This is a genomic window from Achromobacter sp. 46006 (assembly GCF_059761975.1).
The window spans coordinates 24,724-42,252 of the sequence record NZ_JCBANN010000026.1; the positions used below are offsets into that span (position 1 = coordinate 24,724).

The following is a 17,529-nucleotide window of genomic DNA, read 5'->3' on the forward strand; positions in this document are numbered from 1 at the left end:
CATCATGCACACAATCGTCATCGGCGCGGGCGTGGTCGGCATGGCCACCGCCTATTACCTGCACCGCGAGGGCCATCGGGTCAGCGTGGTGGACGCCGGCCCGGGCCCTGGCCTGGCCACCAGCCGGGCCAACGGCGCCCAACTCAGCTACAGCTTCGTCGCGCCGCTGGCCGACCCCGCCGTGCTGCCCAAGCTGCCCGCCTGGCTGCTGGGCCGCGACACGCCGCTGCGCTGGCGGCCGCGGCTGGATCCGGCGCAATGGCGCTGGTGCCTGAACTTCCTGCGGGCCTGCACCCGGGGCCGCAACCGCGCCACCACCCGCGAACTGCTGGCGCTGGGGCTCTACAGCCGCCAGTGCGTGCACGAACTGGTGGGACGCGAACGGCCCGACTTCGATTTCAGTTCGCGCGGCAAGCTGCTGGTGTACCAGGACCCCGCCGCCTACAGCCGCGCGTTGGCGCAGATGGACTACCAGGCCACGCTCGGCTGCGAGCAGCGCGCCCTGGACCGCCAGGCCTGCCTCGACCTGGAGCCGGCGCTGGCCGACATCGGCGCCAGCATCGCCGGCGCCATCTACACGCCGACCGAGGACGCCGGCGACTGCCTGCGGCTGTGCACCGAATTGGAGCGCCTGCTGCGCGCCGCCCCCGACCCGGTGGACTTCCTCTTCGACACGTCGGTCACGGCCCTGCGCACCGAACACGGGCGCGTCGTGGCGCTGGCCACGCCTGAAGGCGATCTGCGGGCGGACCACTATGTGCTGGCCGGCGGCATCGGCGCGCAAGCGCTGGCGCGTCGCATAGGGTTGGATCTGCGCATCTATCCGCTCAAGGGCTACAGCCTGACCTACACCCTGACGCCCGACAGTGTGGCGCCGCGGTCGAGCATCAGCGACATCGGCCGCAAGGTCGTCTATGCGCGCCTGGGGCAGCGCCTGCGGGTCGCGGGCATGGTCGACATCGGCGTGAACGATGCGGCCATCGACGCGCGGCGCACGACCAGCCTGGAGGCGGACGTGGCGCGCTTCTTCCCGCGCCTGAATGCGGCCGGCGCGCCGCAAGCATGGGCCGGCCTGCGCCCGGCGCGTCCCGATGGCAAGCCGCTGATCGGCGCCACGCCCTGGCGCAACCTGTGGCTCAACGCCGGCCATGGCGGGCTGGGATTCACGCTGGCCGCGGGCAGCGCCCGCATCTTGGTGGACTTGATGCGCGGCAACCGCCCGGCCGTCGACGCTGCGGCCTTCGCCCTGACGGCCTGAAGACCGGGCGTGCTTGCCCCTTGCGGCAAGCACGCAGCCAGGCAGGGCTGCGCGGCCTCACTCCGCCTTGATGCCGCGGCTCTGGATCAGCTTGCCCCACTTGGCGCGCTCCTTGACTTCGAACGCAGCCAGATCGGCGCCGAACAGACTGCCGGGCGTGGCGCCGCCCTGCGCCAGCGATTGCTTCAGGGCTGGCGATTGCAGCGCCTGCTGCATTGCCGCGATCAGTTTTTCCACCACCGGCGCCGGCGTGCCGCGCGGCGCGTACAGGCCCGACCACGCCGTCACTTCGAAACCGGGCAGCCCCGCCTCCGCCATGGTGGGTAGGTCGGGCGCGGCCGGGCTGCGTTCCGCCGACGTCACCGCGATGCCGCGCAGGCGATCGCCGGCCTTGAGCGCGGCCATCGAGCTGGGCAGGTTATCCATCAGGATGTCGACCTGGCCGCCGATCACGGCGGGAATCGCGGCCGATGAGCCCTTGAACGGCACGTGCAGCATCTGCAGGCCCGCCATGGATTCGAAATAGGCGCCGGTCAGGTGCACAGACGAACCGATGCCAGGTGACGCATAGGAATACTTGCCCGGGGCCTTCTTCACCGCCCGCACCACTTCCTGCAAAGAGCGCCACGGCGACCCGGCCGCGACCGCCATCACGTTGGGCGTGGACGCGATCATGCCCAGCGGCACCAGGTCAGTGGCGGGGTCGAAGCCGATATTGCTGTAGAGGAATTGGTTGACACTCTGCGTGCCAACCGAGCCAAGCACGATGGTGTAGCCGTCCGGCCGGGCCCGCGTGGCGGCGGCCACGCCCAGGTTTCCGGCCGCGCCGGGCTTGTTCTCGACCACGATGGACTGGCCCAGCGCCGGCCGCATATGTTCGGCGATGGTGCGCGCGAAGATATCGGTAGTGCCGCCGGGCGGAAACGGCACGATCAAGGTGATGGGCCGCTCCGGCCAGCTTGCCGCGGCCGCCGGGACGGCCATGGCGCCCCCCATCGCGACCCCGCCGGCGAGCGCCATGGCGGCGCCCGTCTTGCCACGAAAAAACCTGCCCATCCTCTTTCCCCTTCGTCAGAAGTGTTCGATTGATCAAACGGAATCGGGTGCATCGGTACTTCGCGATTCAACGCGGCCGGTCCGCTCGGGCGGGGAGCGCGTCACGGGCTGGCGCCCGAAGTGACCATGTGGTCACTTTTTCGCATTAAGAACCGGCCCTCCTGGCTTGTCAATCGGGGGAAGGAGCGATCTGGCGTTATCCCTAAGGTTGGCGGGCTCGAGCTTGCGAGCCCGGTCCAGCGCTGCTGTCCCCGCCAGGCGCCGCTTGGCCGTTGGCGGCTGTGGCCTGCCCGCCCTGCTGTGGCGCCAGCCCGTCCCAGCCGCCGCCCAGGGCGACGATCAGGTTGACGCTGGCCACCAGGCGATTGCCGTACAAGCTGAGCGCGCTGCGCTCGTTGCTGAGCGCGGTGGCGTCCACCACCGCCACGCTCAGGTAATCCACCAGGCCAGCCTTGTACTGGTTCTGGATCAGCCGCAGGGATTCGCGCGCCGATTCCAGCGCGCGCCGCTGCACGGTCTGCTCGTTTTCCAGCACGCGCAACTGGATCAGGTAGTCCTCCACCTCGCGCAGCCCGGTCAGCGCCGCCTGGCGGTAGGCGGCGGCCTGCGCGTCATAGGACGCGCGCGCCTGCTCGACCTGCGCCTGGCGCGCGCCGCCGTCGAAAATCGTCAGCGCCAGCGCCGGCCCCAGCGACCAGAAGCGCGCCGGGGCGGTCAGCAGCTCGGCGAACTGGCCGTTGCGAAAGCCGCCGTCGGCCGACAGTGTCAGGCTGGGGAACCAGGCCGCCTGCGCCACGCCAATCTGGGCGTTGGCGGCGGCGGCGCGGCGCTCGGCGGCGGCCACGTCGGGACGGCGCTCCAGCAGCTCGGAGGGCAAACCCACCGGGATCCGCGGCAGTTGCAGCGAGAACGGCGTGGGCGGCAAGCTGAAATGCGAGGGCGCCTGGCCCATCAGCACCGCGATGGCGTGCTCGTACTGGCCACGCTGCCAATCCAGGTCGATCGACTGCGCGCGCGTGCTTTCGACCTGGGTGCGCGCCACGGCCACATCCGCCTGGCCGGCCACGCCGACGTTGTAGCGGTTCTGCGTAAGTTGCAGCGACTTCTCGTAGGCCGCCACGGTGGCGTCCAGCAGGCGCTTCTGCTCGTCCAGCACGCGCAGTTGCAGATAGGCCTGCACCAGCGCGGCCTGTGCGCTCAGGCGGGTCGCGGCCAGGTCCGCCAGACTGGCGGCGGCGCTGGCCTCGGAAGCCTCGACGCTGCGCCGCACCCGGCCCCACACATCCAGCTCCCAACTGATGCTGCCGGTCAGCGAGTATTGGTTGGAGACAGTGCTGCCGCCGGCGGACGAGGACGACGAAGCGCTGCCACCGCCGCTGCCGGAGCGCGTCAGCCCCGCGCCGGCGCCCACTGTGGGGAAGAAGCCGGCGCGCGCCCCGCGCACCAGGCCCAACGCCTGGCGGTAGTTGGCCTCGGCCTGGGCGATGGTCTGGTTGGAGGCATTGAGGTTGTCCACCAGCCCGTTGAGCGTGGCGTCGTCATAGACGCGCCACCATTGTCCGCGGTCGGCGTCGTCGCGCGGCTCGGCGCGCTTCCAGCCGGGCACTTCGTCCTGGCCTTCCTTGTAGGCGGCGCCGACGTCCAGCGCCGGCCGCTGGTAGTCGGGACCGACGGCGCAGGCGGACAGCGCCGCGCACAGCGCCAGCGCGATGCCGGCGCGCGGCAGGAAAGCGGAAGGGAAAGGCTTGGCGTTGCGGATCATGGTTGTTCTATCGAAGCGGCGCCGCCACGGCGGCCGCGCCCGCGCGCGGCCCAGAGACGGAAACGGTCAAGGTAGAGATAGACCACCGGAGTGGTGTACAGCGTCAGTATCTGGCTCAGCACCAGTCCGCCCACGATGGTAATGCCCAGCGGCTGGCGCATCTCGACGCCGGCGCCGGTGGCCATGACCAGCGGCAGCGCGCCGAAGATGGCGGCCATGGTCGTCATCATGATCGGCCTGAAGCGCGTCAGGCAGGCCTGGAAGATCGCTTCCCTGGGGGCCATGTGCTGGTTGCGCTCGGCGTCGAGCGCGAAATCCACCATCATGATGGCGTTCTTCTTGACGATGCCGATCAGCAGGAACACCCCGATCAGCGCGATCAGCGTGAAGTCGGTGCGCACCAGCAGCAGCGCCAGCAGCGCGCCCAGCCCGGCCGACGGCAGCGTCGACAGGATCGTCAGCGGATGCACGAAGCTCTCGTACAGGATGCCCAGCACGATATACATGGTGACCAGCGCCGCCAGGATCAGCCACGGCTGTTGCGACAGCGTCTGCTGCAGCACCGCCGCCGTACCCTGGAAACCGGCCTGGATCTGGTCCGACGGCAGCCCGATGCGCGCCACCGCGGCATCGATGGCGGCCGTGGCCTGGCCCAGTGACACGCCCGGCGCCAGGCTGAACGATACCGTGTCCGCGACGAAAAGCCCCTGGTGCTGCACGCTGAGCGGCGCGTTGGCGTTCTCGAAGCGGGCGAACGCCGCCATCGGCACGCGCGCGCCGCTCGACGTGATGACCTCGACCTGCTTGAGCGACTCGATGTCCTGGGCGAACTTCGAATCCACCCCCAGCACCACGTGGTACTGGTTCAGCGGCCCGTACATCACCGACACCTGGCGCTGGCTGAAGGAATTGTTGAGCACGGCGGAAATGGTCGACATGCTCACGCCGAGCCGCGTCGCGGCATCGCGATCGATCACCAGGTTGATCTCGCGGCCCTTGTCCTCGACATCGGTGTCGACGTCGGTGATCTCGGGTATCTTGGCCATCGCCTGCTGCACCTTGGGCATCCAGGTGCGCAATAGCTGCAGGTCGCCGGACATCAGGGTGTAGTCGTACGAGCCCTGGCTCTGGCGGCCGCCGACACGGATGTCCTGCTGCGCCACCAGGAACATGCGCGCGCCAGGCATGTTCTGCAATCGCGCCCGCAGGCGGTTGATGACGGTTTCGGCCGACACCTTGCGCTGCGCCAGCGGCTTGAGCTGGATCTGCATGAAGCTGCTGTTGCTGCCGCCACGGCCGCCGGCGTAGCCGGTCATGCTCTGCACCGCCGGATCGGCCAGCACCACCTTGCGCAAGGCCTCCAGCTTGGGCACCGTGGCCTGGAACGAGGTGCCCTGGTCGACCCGGAAGAAGCCCAGCAATTGGCCGGTGTCCTGTTGCGGGAAGAAGCCTTTTGGCACCACGGTGTACAGGTACACGTTCAGGCCCACGGCCGCCGCCAGCACCAGCATCATCAGGCGGCTGTGCGCCAGCGCCCAGGCCAGGCTGCGGCGGTAGCCGTCCTGCATCCAGTCGAAGCCGCTCTCGGCCCAGCGCGCCAGGCGGCCGGGAGCCTTCGGCTGGTGGGGTTCGGCCTTGAGCAGGCGCGCGCACATCATCGGCGTCAGCGTCAGCGACACCACCAGCGACACCATGATGGAAGCCGACAGCGTCACCGCGAACTCGCGGAACAGGCGCCCCGCCACCCCGCCCATCAGCAGGATCGGGATGAACACCGCCACCAGCGACAGGCTCATCGACAGCACAGTGAAGCCCACCTCGCGCGAGCCGCGCAGCGCCGCGCGCATCGGCGACATGCCATTCTCGACGTGGCGCATGATGTTCTCCAGCACCACGATGGCGTCGTCCACCACGAAGCCGGTGGCCACGATCAGCGCCATCAGCGAGATGGTATTGAGCGTGAAGCCGCACAGGTACATGACGCAGAAGGTGCCTATCAGCGACACCGGCACCGCGATGCTGGGAATGATGGCCGCGCGCCAGCGCCGCAGGAACAACAGCACCACCAGCACCACCAGGCCCACCGCGATGATCAGCGTCAGCTCGGCCTCGTGCAGCGAGGCGCGGATGCTGGGCGTGCGGTCCTGCGCCACGGTCAGTTGCACGTCGGCCGGCATCAGCGCCAGCAGCACCGGCAGTTGCGCGCGCACCGCGTCCACGGTCTCGATGATGTTGGCATCGGCCTGGCGCCGCACGATCATCAGGATCGCGTTGCGCTGGTTGTAGAAGCCGGTCTGGTAAAGGTCTTCGACCGAGTCCTCGACCTTGGCCACGTCCGACACCCGCACCGGCGCGCCGTCGCGCCAGGCCACGATCAGCGGCCGGTACTGTTCGGCGCGGCTGAGCTGGTCGTTGACCATGATCTGCCAATGGTACCGGTCGTTCTCGAGCACGCCCTTGGGCCGGTTGGCGTTGGCATTGGACAGCGCCGTGCGCACCTCGTCGAGCGACACGCCGCGATTGGCCAGCGCGCCGGGCAGCACCGTCACCCGCACCGCCGGCAGCGAACTGCCGCCCACGGTGACCTCGCCCACCCCGTCCACTTGCGACAGCTTCTGCGCCACGATGGTCGAGGCCAGGTCGTACATCTGCCCCTGGCTCAGGGTGTCGGACGTCATCGCCAGCGTCATGATGGGCGCGTCCGAAGGATTGAACTTATGGTAAGTGGGGTTGCTGCGCAGGCTGGTCGGCAACAACGAACGGGCCGCGTTGATGGCCGCCTGCACATCGCGCGCGGCGCCATTGATGTCGCGCGACAGATCGAATTGCAGGGTCACGCGGGTCGAACCCTGCGTACTGCTGGAAGTCATCTCGGTCACGCCGGCGATGCTGCCCAGCGAGCGCTCCAGCGGCGTGGCGACGCTGGAGGCCATGGTCTCGGGGCTGGCGCCCGGCAGGCTCGCCGACACCGAAATGGTGGGGATGTCCATCTGCGGCAGCGGCGCCACCGGCAGCAGGAAAAACGACAGCATGCCCGCCAGCACCACCGCCAGCGACAGCAGCGTGGTCGCCACCGGCCGCACGATAAAGGGCGCCGACAGGATCACGGCGCGTCTCCGGCAGGCGCTTCGCGCAGGCCGCGCCAGCGCCGCGACAGGCGGTCGAACATCAGGTAGATCACCGGCGTGGTGAACAGCGTCAGCACCTGGCTCAACAGCAGGCCGCCCACCATCACCAGGCCCAGCGGCTGGCGCAGCTCGGCGCCGGTGCCCGAGGACAGCATCAGCGGCAGCGCGCCGAACAGCGCCGCCAGCGTGGTCATCAGGATCGGCCGGAAGCGCAACAGCGCCGCCTCATGGATCGCCGCGCGCGGCGACAGGCCGCGCTTGCGCTCGGCGTCGAGCGCGAAGTCGATCATCATGATGGCGTTCTTCTTGACGATGCCGATCAGCAGGATGATGCCGATGATACCGATCATGTCCAGCTCGGTGCCGCTGATCAGCAGCGCCAGCAGCGCCCCCACGCCCGCCGACGGCAGCGTCGACAGGATGGTGATGGGGTGGATGTAGCTCTCGTACAGCACACCCAACACGATGTACATGGTGACGATGGCCGCCAGGATCAGCCACAGCGTGCTCGACAGCGAATTCTGGAACGCCAGCGCCGCGCCCTGGAAGCGCGTCTCGACGCTGGCCGGCAGGCCGATCTCGGCCTCGGCCGCGGTGATCGCCTCGACGGCGTCGGACAACGACGCGCCCCGCGCCAGGTTGAACGACACGGTGACCATCGGAAACTGGTCCAGCCGGTTCACCGCCAGCACCGTCTTGCCCTCGGTGATGCGGGCAATCGACGACAGCGGCACCTGCGCGCCGGAGGAGGTCGGCACGTGGATCTGGCCGAGCGAGGCCGGATTCATCTGGAATTGCGGCTGTACTTCCAGCACCACGCGGTACTGGTTGGATTGGGTGAAGATGGTCGAGATCAGGCGCTGGCCGAAGGCGTCGTACAGCGCCTCGTCCACCACCGACGCGGTGATCCCGAGGCGCGAGGCCGCATCGCGGTCGATCTCGACCCAGGTCTGCAGGCCGTCGTCCTGCAGGTCATCGGTCACGTCCTTCAAACCCGGCACCTGGCGCAGCCGGTCGATCAGCTTGGGCGTCCATTCGCTCAGCACCTTCAGGTCCGGATTGGACAGCGTCATCTGGTACTGCGTGCGGCTGACGCGGTCCTCGATGGTCAGGTCCTGCACCGGCTGCATGTAGACGGTCAGGCCGTCCTGCTTGCCGAAGGCCTCCTGCAGCCGCGCCATCACGGTCGGCAGGTCGCCGCTGCGCTCGGCTTGCGGCTTGAGCGCGATCTGCATGCGGCCGGCGCTGAGAGTGGCGTTGCTGCCGTCCACGCCGATGAACGACGACACCGCCTGCACGTCGGGATCTTCCAGCGCCAGCCGCGCCGCCGCCTGCTGGCGCTCGGCCATGGCGGTGAACGAAATCGACTGCGGCGCCTGCGTGATGGCCTGGATCAACCCGGTGTCCTGCTGCGGGAAAAAGCCCTTGGGAACCAGGATGTACAACAGCACCGTCAGCGCGAAAGTGGCCAGCGCCACCAGCAGCGTCAGCGGCTGGTGGCGCAGCACCTTCTGCAGCATGCGGTCATAGGCGGCGATGGTGCGGTCGATGAAAGCGCCGGTGACCTGGTGAAAGCGCCCGTGCTTCTGCTCGGACTCGGCGCGCAAGAGGCGCGCGCACATCATCGGCGTCAGCGTCAGCGACACCACCAGCGAAATCAGGATCGACACCGCCAGCGTGATGGCGAATTCGCGGAACAGCCGCCCCACCACCTCGGTCATGAACAGCAGCGGGATCAGCACCGCGATCAGCGAGAAGGTCAGCGAGATCAGCGTGAAGCCGATCTGCTGCGCGCCCTTGAGCGCGGCCTGCAGCGGCGTCTCGCCCTCTTCGATGTGGCGGGCGATGTTCTCGATCATGACGATGGCGTCGTCCACCACGAAGCCGGTGGCGATGGTCAGCGCCATCAGCGTCAGGTTGTTGATGGAGAAGCCGGCCAGGTACATGATGCCGAAGGTGCCCACCAGCGACAGCGGCACCACCACGCTGGGAATCAGCGTCGCGGTCAGGCTGCGCAGGAACACGAAGGTCACCATCACCACCAGCGCCACCGCCAGCAGCATCTCGAACTGCACGTCGGCCACCGAATCGCGGATGGTCTGGGTGCGGTCCGACACCACCGTCACGTCCAGCGTGGCCGGCAGCGCGGCGCGCAATTGCGGCAGCAGCGCCTGGATGCGGTTGACCACGTCGATGACGTTGGCGCCGGGCTGGCGCTGGATGTTCAGCAGGATGGCCGGCTTGTCGCCGGCCCAGGCGGCCTGGCGCGTGTCCTCGGCGCCCTCGACCGCGCGCGCCACGTCCGACAGGCGCAGCGGCGCATTGTTCTTGTAGGCGATGATCAGGTCGTTGTAGTCGGTGGGCGACTTGAGCTGGTCATTGGCGTTGATGGTGGTCGAGCGCAGCGGCCCGTCCAGGTTGCCCTTGGGCTGGTTGACGTTGGCGCCCACCACGGCGGTGCGCAGGTCGGTCAGCCCCAGGCCGTTGGCCGCCAGCGCCTGCGGATTGACCTGCACCCGCACGGCCGGGCGCTGCCCGCCCGCCACGCTCACCAGGCCCACGCCAGGAATCTGCGACAGCTTCTGCGCCACCCGCGTGTCGACCAGGTCGCGCACCTGCGGCAAGGGCATGGTGGGCGAGGTGATGGCCAGCGTCAGCACCGCCGCGTCGGCCGGGTTGACCTTGTTGTAGGTCGGCGGCACCGGCAAGTCGCTGGGCAGCAGGTTGGACGCCGCGTTGATGGCGGCCTGCACCTGCTGCTCGGCCACGTCCAGCGGCAGCGTCAGGTTGAACTGCATGGTGATGACCGAGGCGCCGCCCGAACTGGTCGACGACATCTGGTTCAGGCCCGGCATCTGGCCGAACTGCCGCTCCAGCGGCGAGGTCACCAGCGAGGTCATCACGTCCGGGCTGGCGCCCGGGTACAGCGTGGTCACCTGGATGGTGGGGTAGTCGACTTCGGGCAGGGCCGAGACCGGCAGCAGGCGGTAGGCGATGAAGCCGGCGATCAGGATCGCCACCATCGACAGCGTGGTGGCCACCGGCCGCAGGATGAACAGGCGCGACGGGCTCACGGCGCGGCCCCCCGGTCAGCGCGTGGCGGGCGTGGTGCCCGCCGGCGCGCCCCCGCCCAGCGACTTGTCCTTGGCGGCGGGGATCACCTCGTCGCCGCCCACGACCTCGACCTTGGCGCCGGCGCGCAGGCGGTCGGTGCCTTCGGTGACGACGCGGTCGCCCGGCTGCAGGCCTTCGTTGACGGCCACCATGCCATTGTTGATGGCGCCCAGCTTGACCTGCCTGACCTGCACGGTATTGTCCGGCTGCACCAGGAACACGAAGGCGCCGGCCGAGCCCTGCTGCACCGCCGCCGTCGGGATCGCGGTCACGCCCTTGCGCGTCAACACGTGCAGGCGCACGTTGACGAACTGGTTGGGAAACAGCGCGTCGTCCTGGTTGTCGAACCTGGCCTTGAGCTTGAGGGTGCCGGTGGTGACGTCGATCTGGTTGTCCAGCGTCTCCAGCGTGCCGGAGGCGATGCGGCGGGTGTCGGCGCGGTCATAGGCCTCCACCGCCAGGGTGCGGCCCTGGCCCAGTTCGGCGCGCACTTCCGGCAATTGCGTCTCGGGCAGCGTGAACACCACCGAGATCGGCTGGGTCTGCGTGATCACCACCAGGCCGTTGGTGTCCGAGCTGGACACCAGGTTGCCGCGGTCGACCTGGCGCAGGCCGAGGCGGCCGCTGATCGGCGCCGTGATGCGGGCGTAGTCCAGTTGCAGGCGGGCATTGTCGACATTGGCCTGATCGCTCTTGACGGTGCCTTCGTATTGGCGCACCAGCGCCGCCTGGGTATCGACCTGCTGCTTGGCGATGGAGTCCTGCTTGAACAGGGCCTGATAGCGCTGCAGGTCGCGGCGCGCGTTCTCCAGCAGCGCCAGGTTCTGCATCTGGGTGCCGCGGGCCTGGTCCAGGGCCACCTGGAAGGCGCGCGGATCGACCTGGGCCAGCAGATCGCCGGCCTTGACCCGTTGGCCTTCCTTGAACGGCACGTCGACCAGCTCGCCGCTGACGCGGCTGCGCACGGTGACGGTGTTGTAGGCCGTGACCGTGCCCAGCGACTTGAGGAAGATGTCGATGTCCTGTGTGACGGCGCTGGCGACCCGCACCGGCACGGCCAGGTTGGCCATGGCGGCGGCCATGTTGGGCCGTCCGCCGCCGGGACGTCCGCCCGGCCCTGCGCCGCCCGGCTTTGCCGCCGGGCGCAACGCCAGCCAGGCAATGCCGGCCACCACCAGCAAAAGCACCGCCAGCCCGAGGATGCGGCGGCGGGTCCAGCGGGAGGGCGACGAAACGGGACGGCTATCGGACATGGAGACGGTTCCGGCACTGACGGAGAAAGCCGTATTGTGACCTAGACGACCGCCATTTCAGCCATCGACTGTTGCCGCTGAAATGGGCCGCAACAGGAATCGGGGCGGGATCGGGGCGGGCGCCGGACGCCTGGACGCCGCAAGCCCATATGCGGGAAGCCCGGAGGCCGCCTCACGAATTGCAGAGGGTCATCTGGAACGGGATGCTGCGGGCCACCTGCTGGGGCTTGAACTCGCCGTCCTGGGTCGAGAAGCGGATCCAGATCATGTACTTGTTGGCGCTGATCTCGGGGAACACGCCCTGCGACTGGTCCACCCACACCCGCAGCAACTGGTACTGCTTGCCGCCCAGCATCTGCTGGTACGCGCCCTGCTCGGCCACGATGTCGGACTTGCGGCCGGACTCGCGCAACAGGCGCAGCGCCATGGTCAGGCCGTCGAACAGCGGACCGAAGGGCGCCAGCCAGGCCTGCAGGTCGGCGCAGCGCGCGGCCTCGGGCTTTTGCTGCCAGGCATAGTACGAGGGCATGTCCACCTGGGTGGCGCCGCCGGGCACCGCCAGCCGGCCACGCAGGCTGGTGAGCCATTCGTTCTCGCGCAGCGACTGGCCGGTCTTGCCGGGCGCGGCGAGGGACGATGAGACTTTCTCGAGCTCGCGCAACATGCCTTCGAGCGCGTCCTGCGCCACCCCGGGATGATCGCGCAGGCCCGCCAGCGCCACGCGCTGGCGTTCGAGGTCCTGCAACACCGCGCCCTTGACGTCGGTGCGCTCGCACACGTCGAGCAGATCGAACAACGAGGTGACGGCAACCTGGTGCAGGCGTGAATCCCCCTCGCGGGCAAAGAAGAACAGCCTGTCGAACAGGTATTCAAGCCGCAGGTAAGCGCGGATGCGCTCATTAAAGGGATATTCGAAAACAATCACGCTTGTAATCAGGCCCATCGGAAGCCGGCCCGCGGGCCGGGATTATTCGGGGGTGCCGGCCAAGCCCGGGGCTTGCCGGCCCGTCGTGGCCGCCAGTTCAAGCCAGCGGTCGTGCAGGATTCTCGCCTGCGCACGCAATTGCGCCGGCGAAGTCGCGCCGCCATTGTCGATGACGTCGTCCGCGACGTCGAGCCGACTGGCCCGCGCAGCCTGTGCCGCCATGATACGCCGGATGGCAGAGTCCGTCAGCCCGCTACGGGCACGCACGCGCGCCACCTGGGTTTCCGGATCGCAGTCCACCACGCAGATGCGATCGATGCGGTCGCGCCAGCGCGCAATCGATTCCACCAGCAACGGCACCACGAACACCAGGTAGGCGCCGCGCGCGGCCTCGGCCTGGCGCTCGGTCTCGCGGCCGATGGCCGGATGCAGGATGGCCTCCAGACGCAGACGCACCTGGGGATCGGCAAAAGCGCGCTCGCGCATCCAGTCGCGATCGAGCGCCCCGGCCGGCGTCAATGCGTCGGGGCCGAACTCGCGTTCGATCGCGCTCATGGCGCTGCCTCCCGCCGCCGTCAGCGCGCGCGCGATTTCGTCGGTATCGACCACCGACGCGCCCCACTCGCCCAGCATGTCGGCCACGCGCGATTTGCCCGAGCCGATGCCGCCTGTCAAACCGATCTTGAACATGTTCGTCCTTCGCCTGCGGCCCGGCTCCGGCCGATTCGCATCGCCATCCGGCGCGCGCCGCCGCGAGCCTTGCGCGCGTTCACACCAACCACCCCAGGCCCCGCTCGCCCCCCAGGAGCAGCACGGCCAGGCCGGCCAACGCCAGGTAGGGACCGAAAGGCAGCGCCTGGCCCCGCCGGGCCCGGCCGCTGAGCGTCAGGGCGCCTCCCACCAGCACGCCCGCCACCGAGGCGGCCAGCAGCAGCATGGGCAATGCGCCGACACCGAACCAGGCCCCCAGCGCCGCCAGCAGCTTGAAGTCGCCAAAACCCATGCCTTCGCGCCCGGTCAGCAGGCGGAATGCATGAAAGATAACCCACAGGAACAGATAGCCGGCGACCGCGCCCACTACAGCCATCGGCAAGGGGGTGAAGCCATCGAACAGGTTCACCAGCAAGCCGGCCCAGGCCAGCGGCAAGGTGATGGCATCGGGCAGCAGCGTCGATTCCATGTCGATCCAGGCCAACGCCACCAGCGCCGCCGAAAGCCCCATGGCGCACAGCGCGATGGGCGTGGCGCCAAAGCGCCAGGCGCAGGCGGCGAACAGCACGGCGGTCAATGCCTCGATGGCGGGATAGCGCCAGCCGATCGGCGCCTGGCAGGCGGCGCAGCGACCGCGCAGCGCCACCCACCCGACCAACGGCAGGCGGCGCCACCCGGCCACGGGCGCGGCGCAATGCGGACAATGCGCCGCCGGCGCCCACAGCCCGTAGCCGGCTGGCGGCCGCGCCTGGCCCGCAGCTTCCTGGCATTGCGCCTGCCATTCACGCTCCATAATGCGCGGCAGGCGATGGGTCACCCGGGTCAGCCAGCCGCCGACCGCCAGGCCGGCCAGTGCCGCCAGCGCCACGAACCACGCCAGGGGCAGCGGAAAGACATGCCACAGCGTCATGGCCGCTCCGGGCATGCGGCGCGGCGGTTCCGCCATCCGGCGGGGACGGCGCGACGGCGGGCGGGCCGCCCGGAGCCGTGTCGTAAATTGTGCATAAAGTGCTGGCGGCGCCTTTCACGGTGGGAGAGAACGTATCGAATCTTCGCATAAGTGCGTAAAATCGGAGACAGACTCAATTTACGGATCAGCTGCCATGACCGCGCGCGTCGACCTCCTTACCCGCCCCCGCAAACTCGGCATCCTGGGGCTGCTGCTAGCGGGCACGGCGCTGGGTGCCGCGGGCTGTGCCCAGCAACGCACCGAAGGCTATTACGATCCTCCCGCCGAAAGCACCGTGACCGACGCCCAGTACCAGGGTTCCGGCGCGGGCTATCGTTCCGTGCTGCGGGCCCCCTCGCAAGTGCAGATCGCGCTCAAGCCCGACCAGAAAAAAGCCCCGTCGCAGGCCGCCGCCAGCCAGGGCGCCACCACCGAGGACGGCCAGCCCGTGCCCGAAGGGGCCAGCGCCGATGCCGCCGCGCCGGCACCGGCGCCGGCCGCCACGCAAAGCGCTGCCGCCAACAGCCTGGTGCCGCAGCCGCAGACCTACATGGGCACGCTGCCGTGCTTCTCGCCCGCCATGCAATGCACGGCGCAGCGCGTCACCCTGACACTGGCGCCCAATGGCCGCTGGCGCGGCCGCACCGCCTACCTGGAGAACGACCCGAAACAGGCGGCGCCGGTGGTCGAACAAGGCTGCTGGGATGCCACCGACGAACGTCCGCCGCGCGTCATCCTGCTCGATGCCCGCGGCAACGTGCGGGTCGAATTCGTGGTGGCCGCCAACAACGTGCTGCGCGTGCGCTCCATCGGCGGCCAGACGCCCAACCTGAACTACAACCTGACGCGCCAGCCGGACCTGGATCCGATCGACGAACTGGCCAAGGCCCAGGCGCCCCAGTGCCCCTGAGGCGGCCCGGTCGCTGACACATCGGCCGCAAGCGCCCGCCACAGGGCCTGCCTGACAGTGCGTCGGCAGGCCCTGTGTCTTTCGTGGCACGTCCACCGGCAGCCCGATGTAAGCGCCTACTTACTCCAGAGCCCTTTTCTGACAAGCTCCGTGGCACGGTCCGCGATCGTCATGGCGACCGTGGCGGAGGGCGCCGCATAGCCCCCCGGCGCCGGCCCGGCCCACGCGCAGCCGGGCAACGCCTCAGGCGCTGATGGCGCGCCGGCCTGGCCGCGCCCGCACAGCCGGCATGCCAGCGCCATGGCGTTGCGCACCTCGAGCTTGGCGAAGATGCGGGCGCGATGGGCCTCGACGGTGCGCAGGGAGATGTCCAGGTCGATGGCGATGACCTTGTTGGGGCGCCCTGCCACGACGTAATCGACGATCTGGCGTTCGCGCGGCGTCAGCACGGAGAGGATGGCGGGCAGATCGGGACGGGGAACGTACATGGGACAACTCTGCAATGAAAGGTTGCAGAGAGTCTGCCCGGCCACGGCGGGCCGCGTAAGCTGGCAATTTTGCCAGGGGGTATGCCGCAGCCTGGCGAACGCGGCCCGCCGCAGGGACCGCGGGCGGGCGGCGGGGGGCCTGCGCCCCGGCCCGCATGCGTCTCGGACCGGTTCAGGCCGTGTAGGACAGTTCCAGGTTGTCGATCAGACGCGTCGCGCCCAGCTTGGCGGCGGCCAGCACCACCACCGGCTCGCCGGCCAGCAGGTCGGCGGCTTCCGGACGCTTGAGGTCGCGCTGGCGGCGCAGCGCGATGTAGTCGACCTTCCAGCCGCGATCGGTCAGGTGCCGGGTGGCATCGGCCTCGAGCACGGCGGCATCGCGTTCGCCCGCCGCCAGGCGCTGGCCCAACTGGCGCAACTCGGCGTACAGGGCCGGCGCCTCGGCGCGCTCGGCATCGCTCAGGTAGCGGTTGCGCGAGGACAGCGCCAGGCCGTCGTCGGCGCGCACGGTCTCGTGCGCCAGCACTTCCACCGGCAATTGGAACTGGCGGCACATGTTGCGCACCACCATCAGCTGCTGGTAGTCCTTCTTGCCGAACACCGCCACCCGCGGCTGGACACAGGAGAACAGCTTGAGCACCACGGTGCTGACGCCGGCGAAGAAACCCGGACGGAACTCGCCTTCGAGGATGTCGCCCAGGTCGTCGGGCGGCTGCACGCGGTAATTCTGCGGTTCGGGATACATCTCGCGCTCGTTGGGCGCGAACAGCACGTAGACGTCGCGTTCGCGCTCGAGCTTCTCGATGTCGGCGGCCAGGGTGCGCGGGTACTGGTCGAAATCCTCGTTCGGCCCGAACTGCAGGCGGTTCACGAAGATGCTGGCGACCACCGGGTCGCCGTGCTGGCGCGCCAGTTTCATCAGCGCCAGGTGGCCTTCGTGCAGGTTGCCCATGGTGGGCACGAACGACACGCGGTTCTGGCCGCGCAGGTGGTCGCGCAATTCCTGGATGGTGTGGACGACTTTCAAGGGGGGTCTCCGGGGTTGGGCGCACAGCCCGGGGGGAATCGGATCAGGCGGCGACCGCCGCGACGCTGGTGTAGGCCAGGCGCACGTAGATGGGCGCGTAGGGCTCGGCCTGGGTGATTTCCAGCAGCGATTCGCGCGCCAGTTCCAGCATGGCGATGAAGTGCACCACCACCACCGCGGCCGGCGCGCCTTCGCGCACCCGTTCCATGAACAGGTCGCCGAACTCCATGAAGCGCACGTCGTTCAGGCGCCGCAGGATGTGCGTCATGTGGTCGCGCACCGACAGTTGTTCGCGGGTGATGTGATGGTGCTGGTTGAGCTTGGCCCGCTTCATGATGTCGGCCCACGCCGCGCGCAGGTCGTCGACACTGACTTCGGGCAGCATGCGCTCGACGCTCAGGTCGGCGACCGCGTGGCTGGTGACGAAGTCGCGCCCCAGTTGCGGCAAGGCGTCGAGCTTCTGCGCGGCCAGCTTCATCTGTTCGTATTCGAGCAGGCGGCGCACCAGCTCGGCGCGCGGATCCTCGGGCTCTTCGCCGGTGTCGGTCTTCTTGACCGGCAGCAGCATGCGCGACTTGATCTCGATCAGCATGGCCGCCATCAACAGGTACTCGGCGGCCAGCTCCAGGTTGTGGATGCGGATCTGTTCCACATAGGACAGATACTGCCGCGTGACATCCGCCATGGGGATGTCCAGCACGTTGAAGTTCTGCTTGCGGATCAGGTACAGCAGCAGGTCCAGCGGCCCCTCGAAGGCTTCGAGGAACACCTCCAGCGCGTCCGGCGGAATGTACAGGTCCGTCGGCATCTGGAACAGCGGCTCGCCGTACAGGCGCGCGAAGGCGACGCTGTCGACGGTGTCAGGCGTGCTGTCGACGGAGGGTTCCACTAGCGCGGCCAGGGCATCGCCCGGGAGGGAGGGGTTGTGGGCCATGGCTGCCGCAACGG

The 17,529-nt window shown here is 69.0% G+C and carries 13 protein-coding genes; 2 read left to right on the forward strand and 11 right to left on the reverse strand.

Annotated elements, in window-relative coordinates:
* Positions 1 to 4: 4 nt before the first annotated feature.
* Entirely contained in the window at positions 5 to 1,258 is a 1,254-nt protein-coding gene (locus tag AC6LKG_RS14420; protein WP_498165321.1) for a D-amino acid dehydrogenase, read from the forward strand.
* A gap of 57 nt (positions 1,259 to 1,315) precedes the next feature.
* Here AC6LKG_RS14420 and AC6LKG_RS14425 read toward each other — a convergent pair whose 3' ends face one another.
* The 8 genes from AC6LKG_RS14425 to AC6LKG_RS14460 all read right to left on the reverse strand — a co-directional run bounded on the left by AC6LKG_RS14425 (position 1,316) and on the right by AC6LKG_RS14460 (position 14,111).
* On the reverse strand, positions 1,316 to 2,278 hold the full coding sequence (locus AC6LKG_RS14425; protein ID WP_498165375.1) for a Bug family tripartite tricarboxylate transporter substrate binding protein: 963 nt from the start codon (positions 2,276 to 2,278) through the stop codon (positions 1,316 to 1,318).
* A gap of 238 nt (positions 2,279 to 2,516) precedes the next feature.
* On the reverse strand, positions 2,517 to 4,076 hold the full coding sequence (locus tag AC6LKG_RS14430; protein WP_498165322.1) for an efflux transporter outer membrane subunit: 1,560 nt from the start codon (positions 4,074 to 4,076) through the stop codon (positions 2,517 to 2,519).
* Complete coding sequence (locus tag AC6LKG_RS14435; RefSeq protein ID WP_498165324.1) at positions 4,073 to 7,183, reverse strand: multidrug efflux RND transporter permease subunit; 3,111 nt, start codon at positions 7,181 to 7,183, stop codon at positions 4,073 to 4,075. Before AC6LKG_RS14435 ends, AC6LKG_RS14430 begins: the two co-directional genes overlap by 4 nt.
* The gene (locus AC6LKG_RS14440) at positions 7,180 to 10,278 is read right to left on the reverse strand and encodes an MdtB/MuxB family multidrug efflux RND transporter permease subunit (protein WP_498165326.1); all 3,099 of its coding nucleotides are present in this window, start codon (positions 10,276 to 10,278) and stop codon (positions 7,180 to 7,182) included. The genes AC6LKG_RS14435 and AC6LKG_RS14440 overlap by 4 nt, the downstream gene beginning before the upstream one ends.
* 15 nt (positions 10,279 to 10,293) lie before the next feature.
* Positions 10,294 to 11,571, reverse strand: coding sequence for an MdtA/MuxA family multidrug efflux RND transporter periplasmic adaptor subunit (locus AC6LKG_RS14445; protein ID WP_498165328.1), 1,278 nt, complete (start codon positions 11,569 to 11,571; stop codon positions 10,294 to 10,296).
* A gap of 172 nt (positions 11,572 to 11,743) precedes the next feature.
* On the reverse strand, positions 11,744 to 12,496 hold the full coding sequence (zapD, locus tag AC6LKG_RS14450; RefSeq protein WP_498165330.1) for a cell division protein ZapD: 753 nt from the start codon (positions 12,494 to 12,496) through the stop codon (positions 11,744 to 11,746).
* A 42-nt stretch (positions 12,497 to 12,538) separates the two neighbouring features.
* Positions 12,539 to 13,186 carry a dephospho-CoA kinase gene (gene coaE / locus AC6LKG_RS14455; protein WP_498165332.1) on the reverse strand — a complete coding sequence of 216 codons (648 nt, stop codon included), beginning with the start codon at positions 13,184 to 13,186 and terminating at the stop codon, positions 12,539 to 12,541.
* Positions 13,187 to 13,265: 79 nt separating this feature from the next.
* Positions 13,266 to 14,111, reverse strand: a complete 846-nt coding sequence (locus AC6LKG_RS14460) for a prepilin peptidase (protein ID WP_498165376.1) — start codon at positions 14,109 to 14,111, stop codon at positions 13,266 to 13,268.
* Positions 14,112 to 14,310: 199 nt separating this feature from the next.
* Between AC6LKG_RS14460 and AC6LKG_RS14465 the strand changes: the two genes are divergently transcribed.
* Entirely contained in the window at positions 14,311 to 15,066 is a 756-nt protein-coding gene (locus AC6LKG_RS14465) for a copper resistance protein NlpE N-terminal domain-containing protein (RefSeq protein WP_498165334.1), read from the forward strand.
* 116 nt (positions 15,067 to 15,182) lie between these two features.
* Here the strand turns inward: AC6LKG_RS14465 and AC6LKG_RS14470 are convergent, their stop codons facing one another.
* The 3 genes from AC6LKG_RS14470 to AC6LKG_RS14480 form a co-directional block, all read right to left on the reverse strand.
* Entirely contained in the window at positions 15,183 to 15,554 is a 372-nt protein-coding gene (locus tag AC6LKG_RS14470; RefSeq protein ID WP_498165336.1) for a response regulator transcription factor, read from the reverse strand.
* Between the two features lie 172 nt (positions 15,555 to 15,726).
* Entirely contained in the window at positions 15,727 to 16,581 is an 855-nt protein-coding gene (gene panC / locus AC6LKG_RS14475) for a pantoate--beta-alanine ligase (RefSeq protein WP_498165338.1), read from the reverse strand.
* 43 nt (positions 16,582 to 16,624) lie between these two features.
* The gene (locus AC6LKG_RS14480; protein ID WP_498165340.1) at positions 16,625 to 17,515 is read right to left on the reverse strand and encodes a segregation and condensation protein A; all 891 of its coding nucleotides are present in this window, start codon (positions 17,513 to 17,515) and stop codon (positions 16,625 to 16,627) included.
* Between the last annotated feature and the right edge of the window lie 14 nt (positions 17,516 to 17,529).

Bases quoted from the DNA above. Each gene is read 5' to 3' on its own strand.
- coaE (WP_498165332.1), bottom strand. From the start codon at position 13,186: ATGTTCAAGATCGGTTTGACAGGCGGCATCGGCTCGGGCAAATCGCGC.
- AC6LKG_RS14480 (WP_498165340.1), bottom strand. From the start codon at position 17,515: ATGGCCCACAACCCCTCCCTCCCGGGCGATGCCCTGGCCGCGCTAGTG.
- AC6LKG_RS14425 (WP_498165375.1), bottom strand. From the start codon at position 2,278: ATGGCGCTCGCCGGCGGGGTCGCGATGGGGGGCGCCATGGCCGTCCCG.
- AC6LKG_RS14430 (WP_498165322.1), bottom strand. From the start codon at position 4,076: ATGATCCGCAACGCCAAGCCTTTCCCTTCCGCTTTCCTGCCGCGCGCC.
- AC6LKG_RS14445 (WP_498165328.1), bottom strand. From the start codon at position 11,571: ATGTCCGATAGCCGTCCCGTTTCGTCGCCCTCCCGCTGGACCCGCCGC.
- AC6LKG_RS14420 (WP_498165321.1), top strand. From the start codon at position 5: ATGCACACAATCGTCATCGGCGCGGGCGTGGTCGGCATGGCCACCGCC.
- AC6LKG_RS14465 (WP_498165334.1), top strand. From the start codon at position 14,311: ATGACCGCGCGCGTCGACCTCCTTACCCGCCCCCGCAAACTCGGCATC.
- AC6LKG_RS14470 (WP_498165336.1), bottom strand. From the start codon at position 15,554: ATGTACGTTCCCCGTCCCGATCTGCCCGCCATCCTCTCCGTGCTGACG.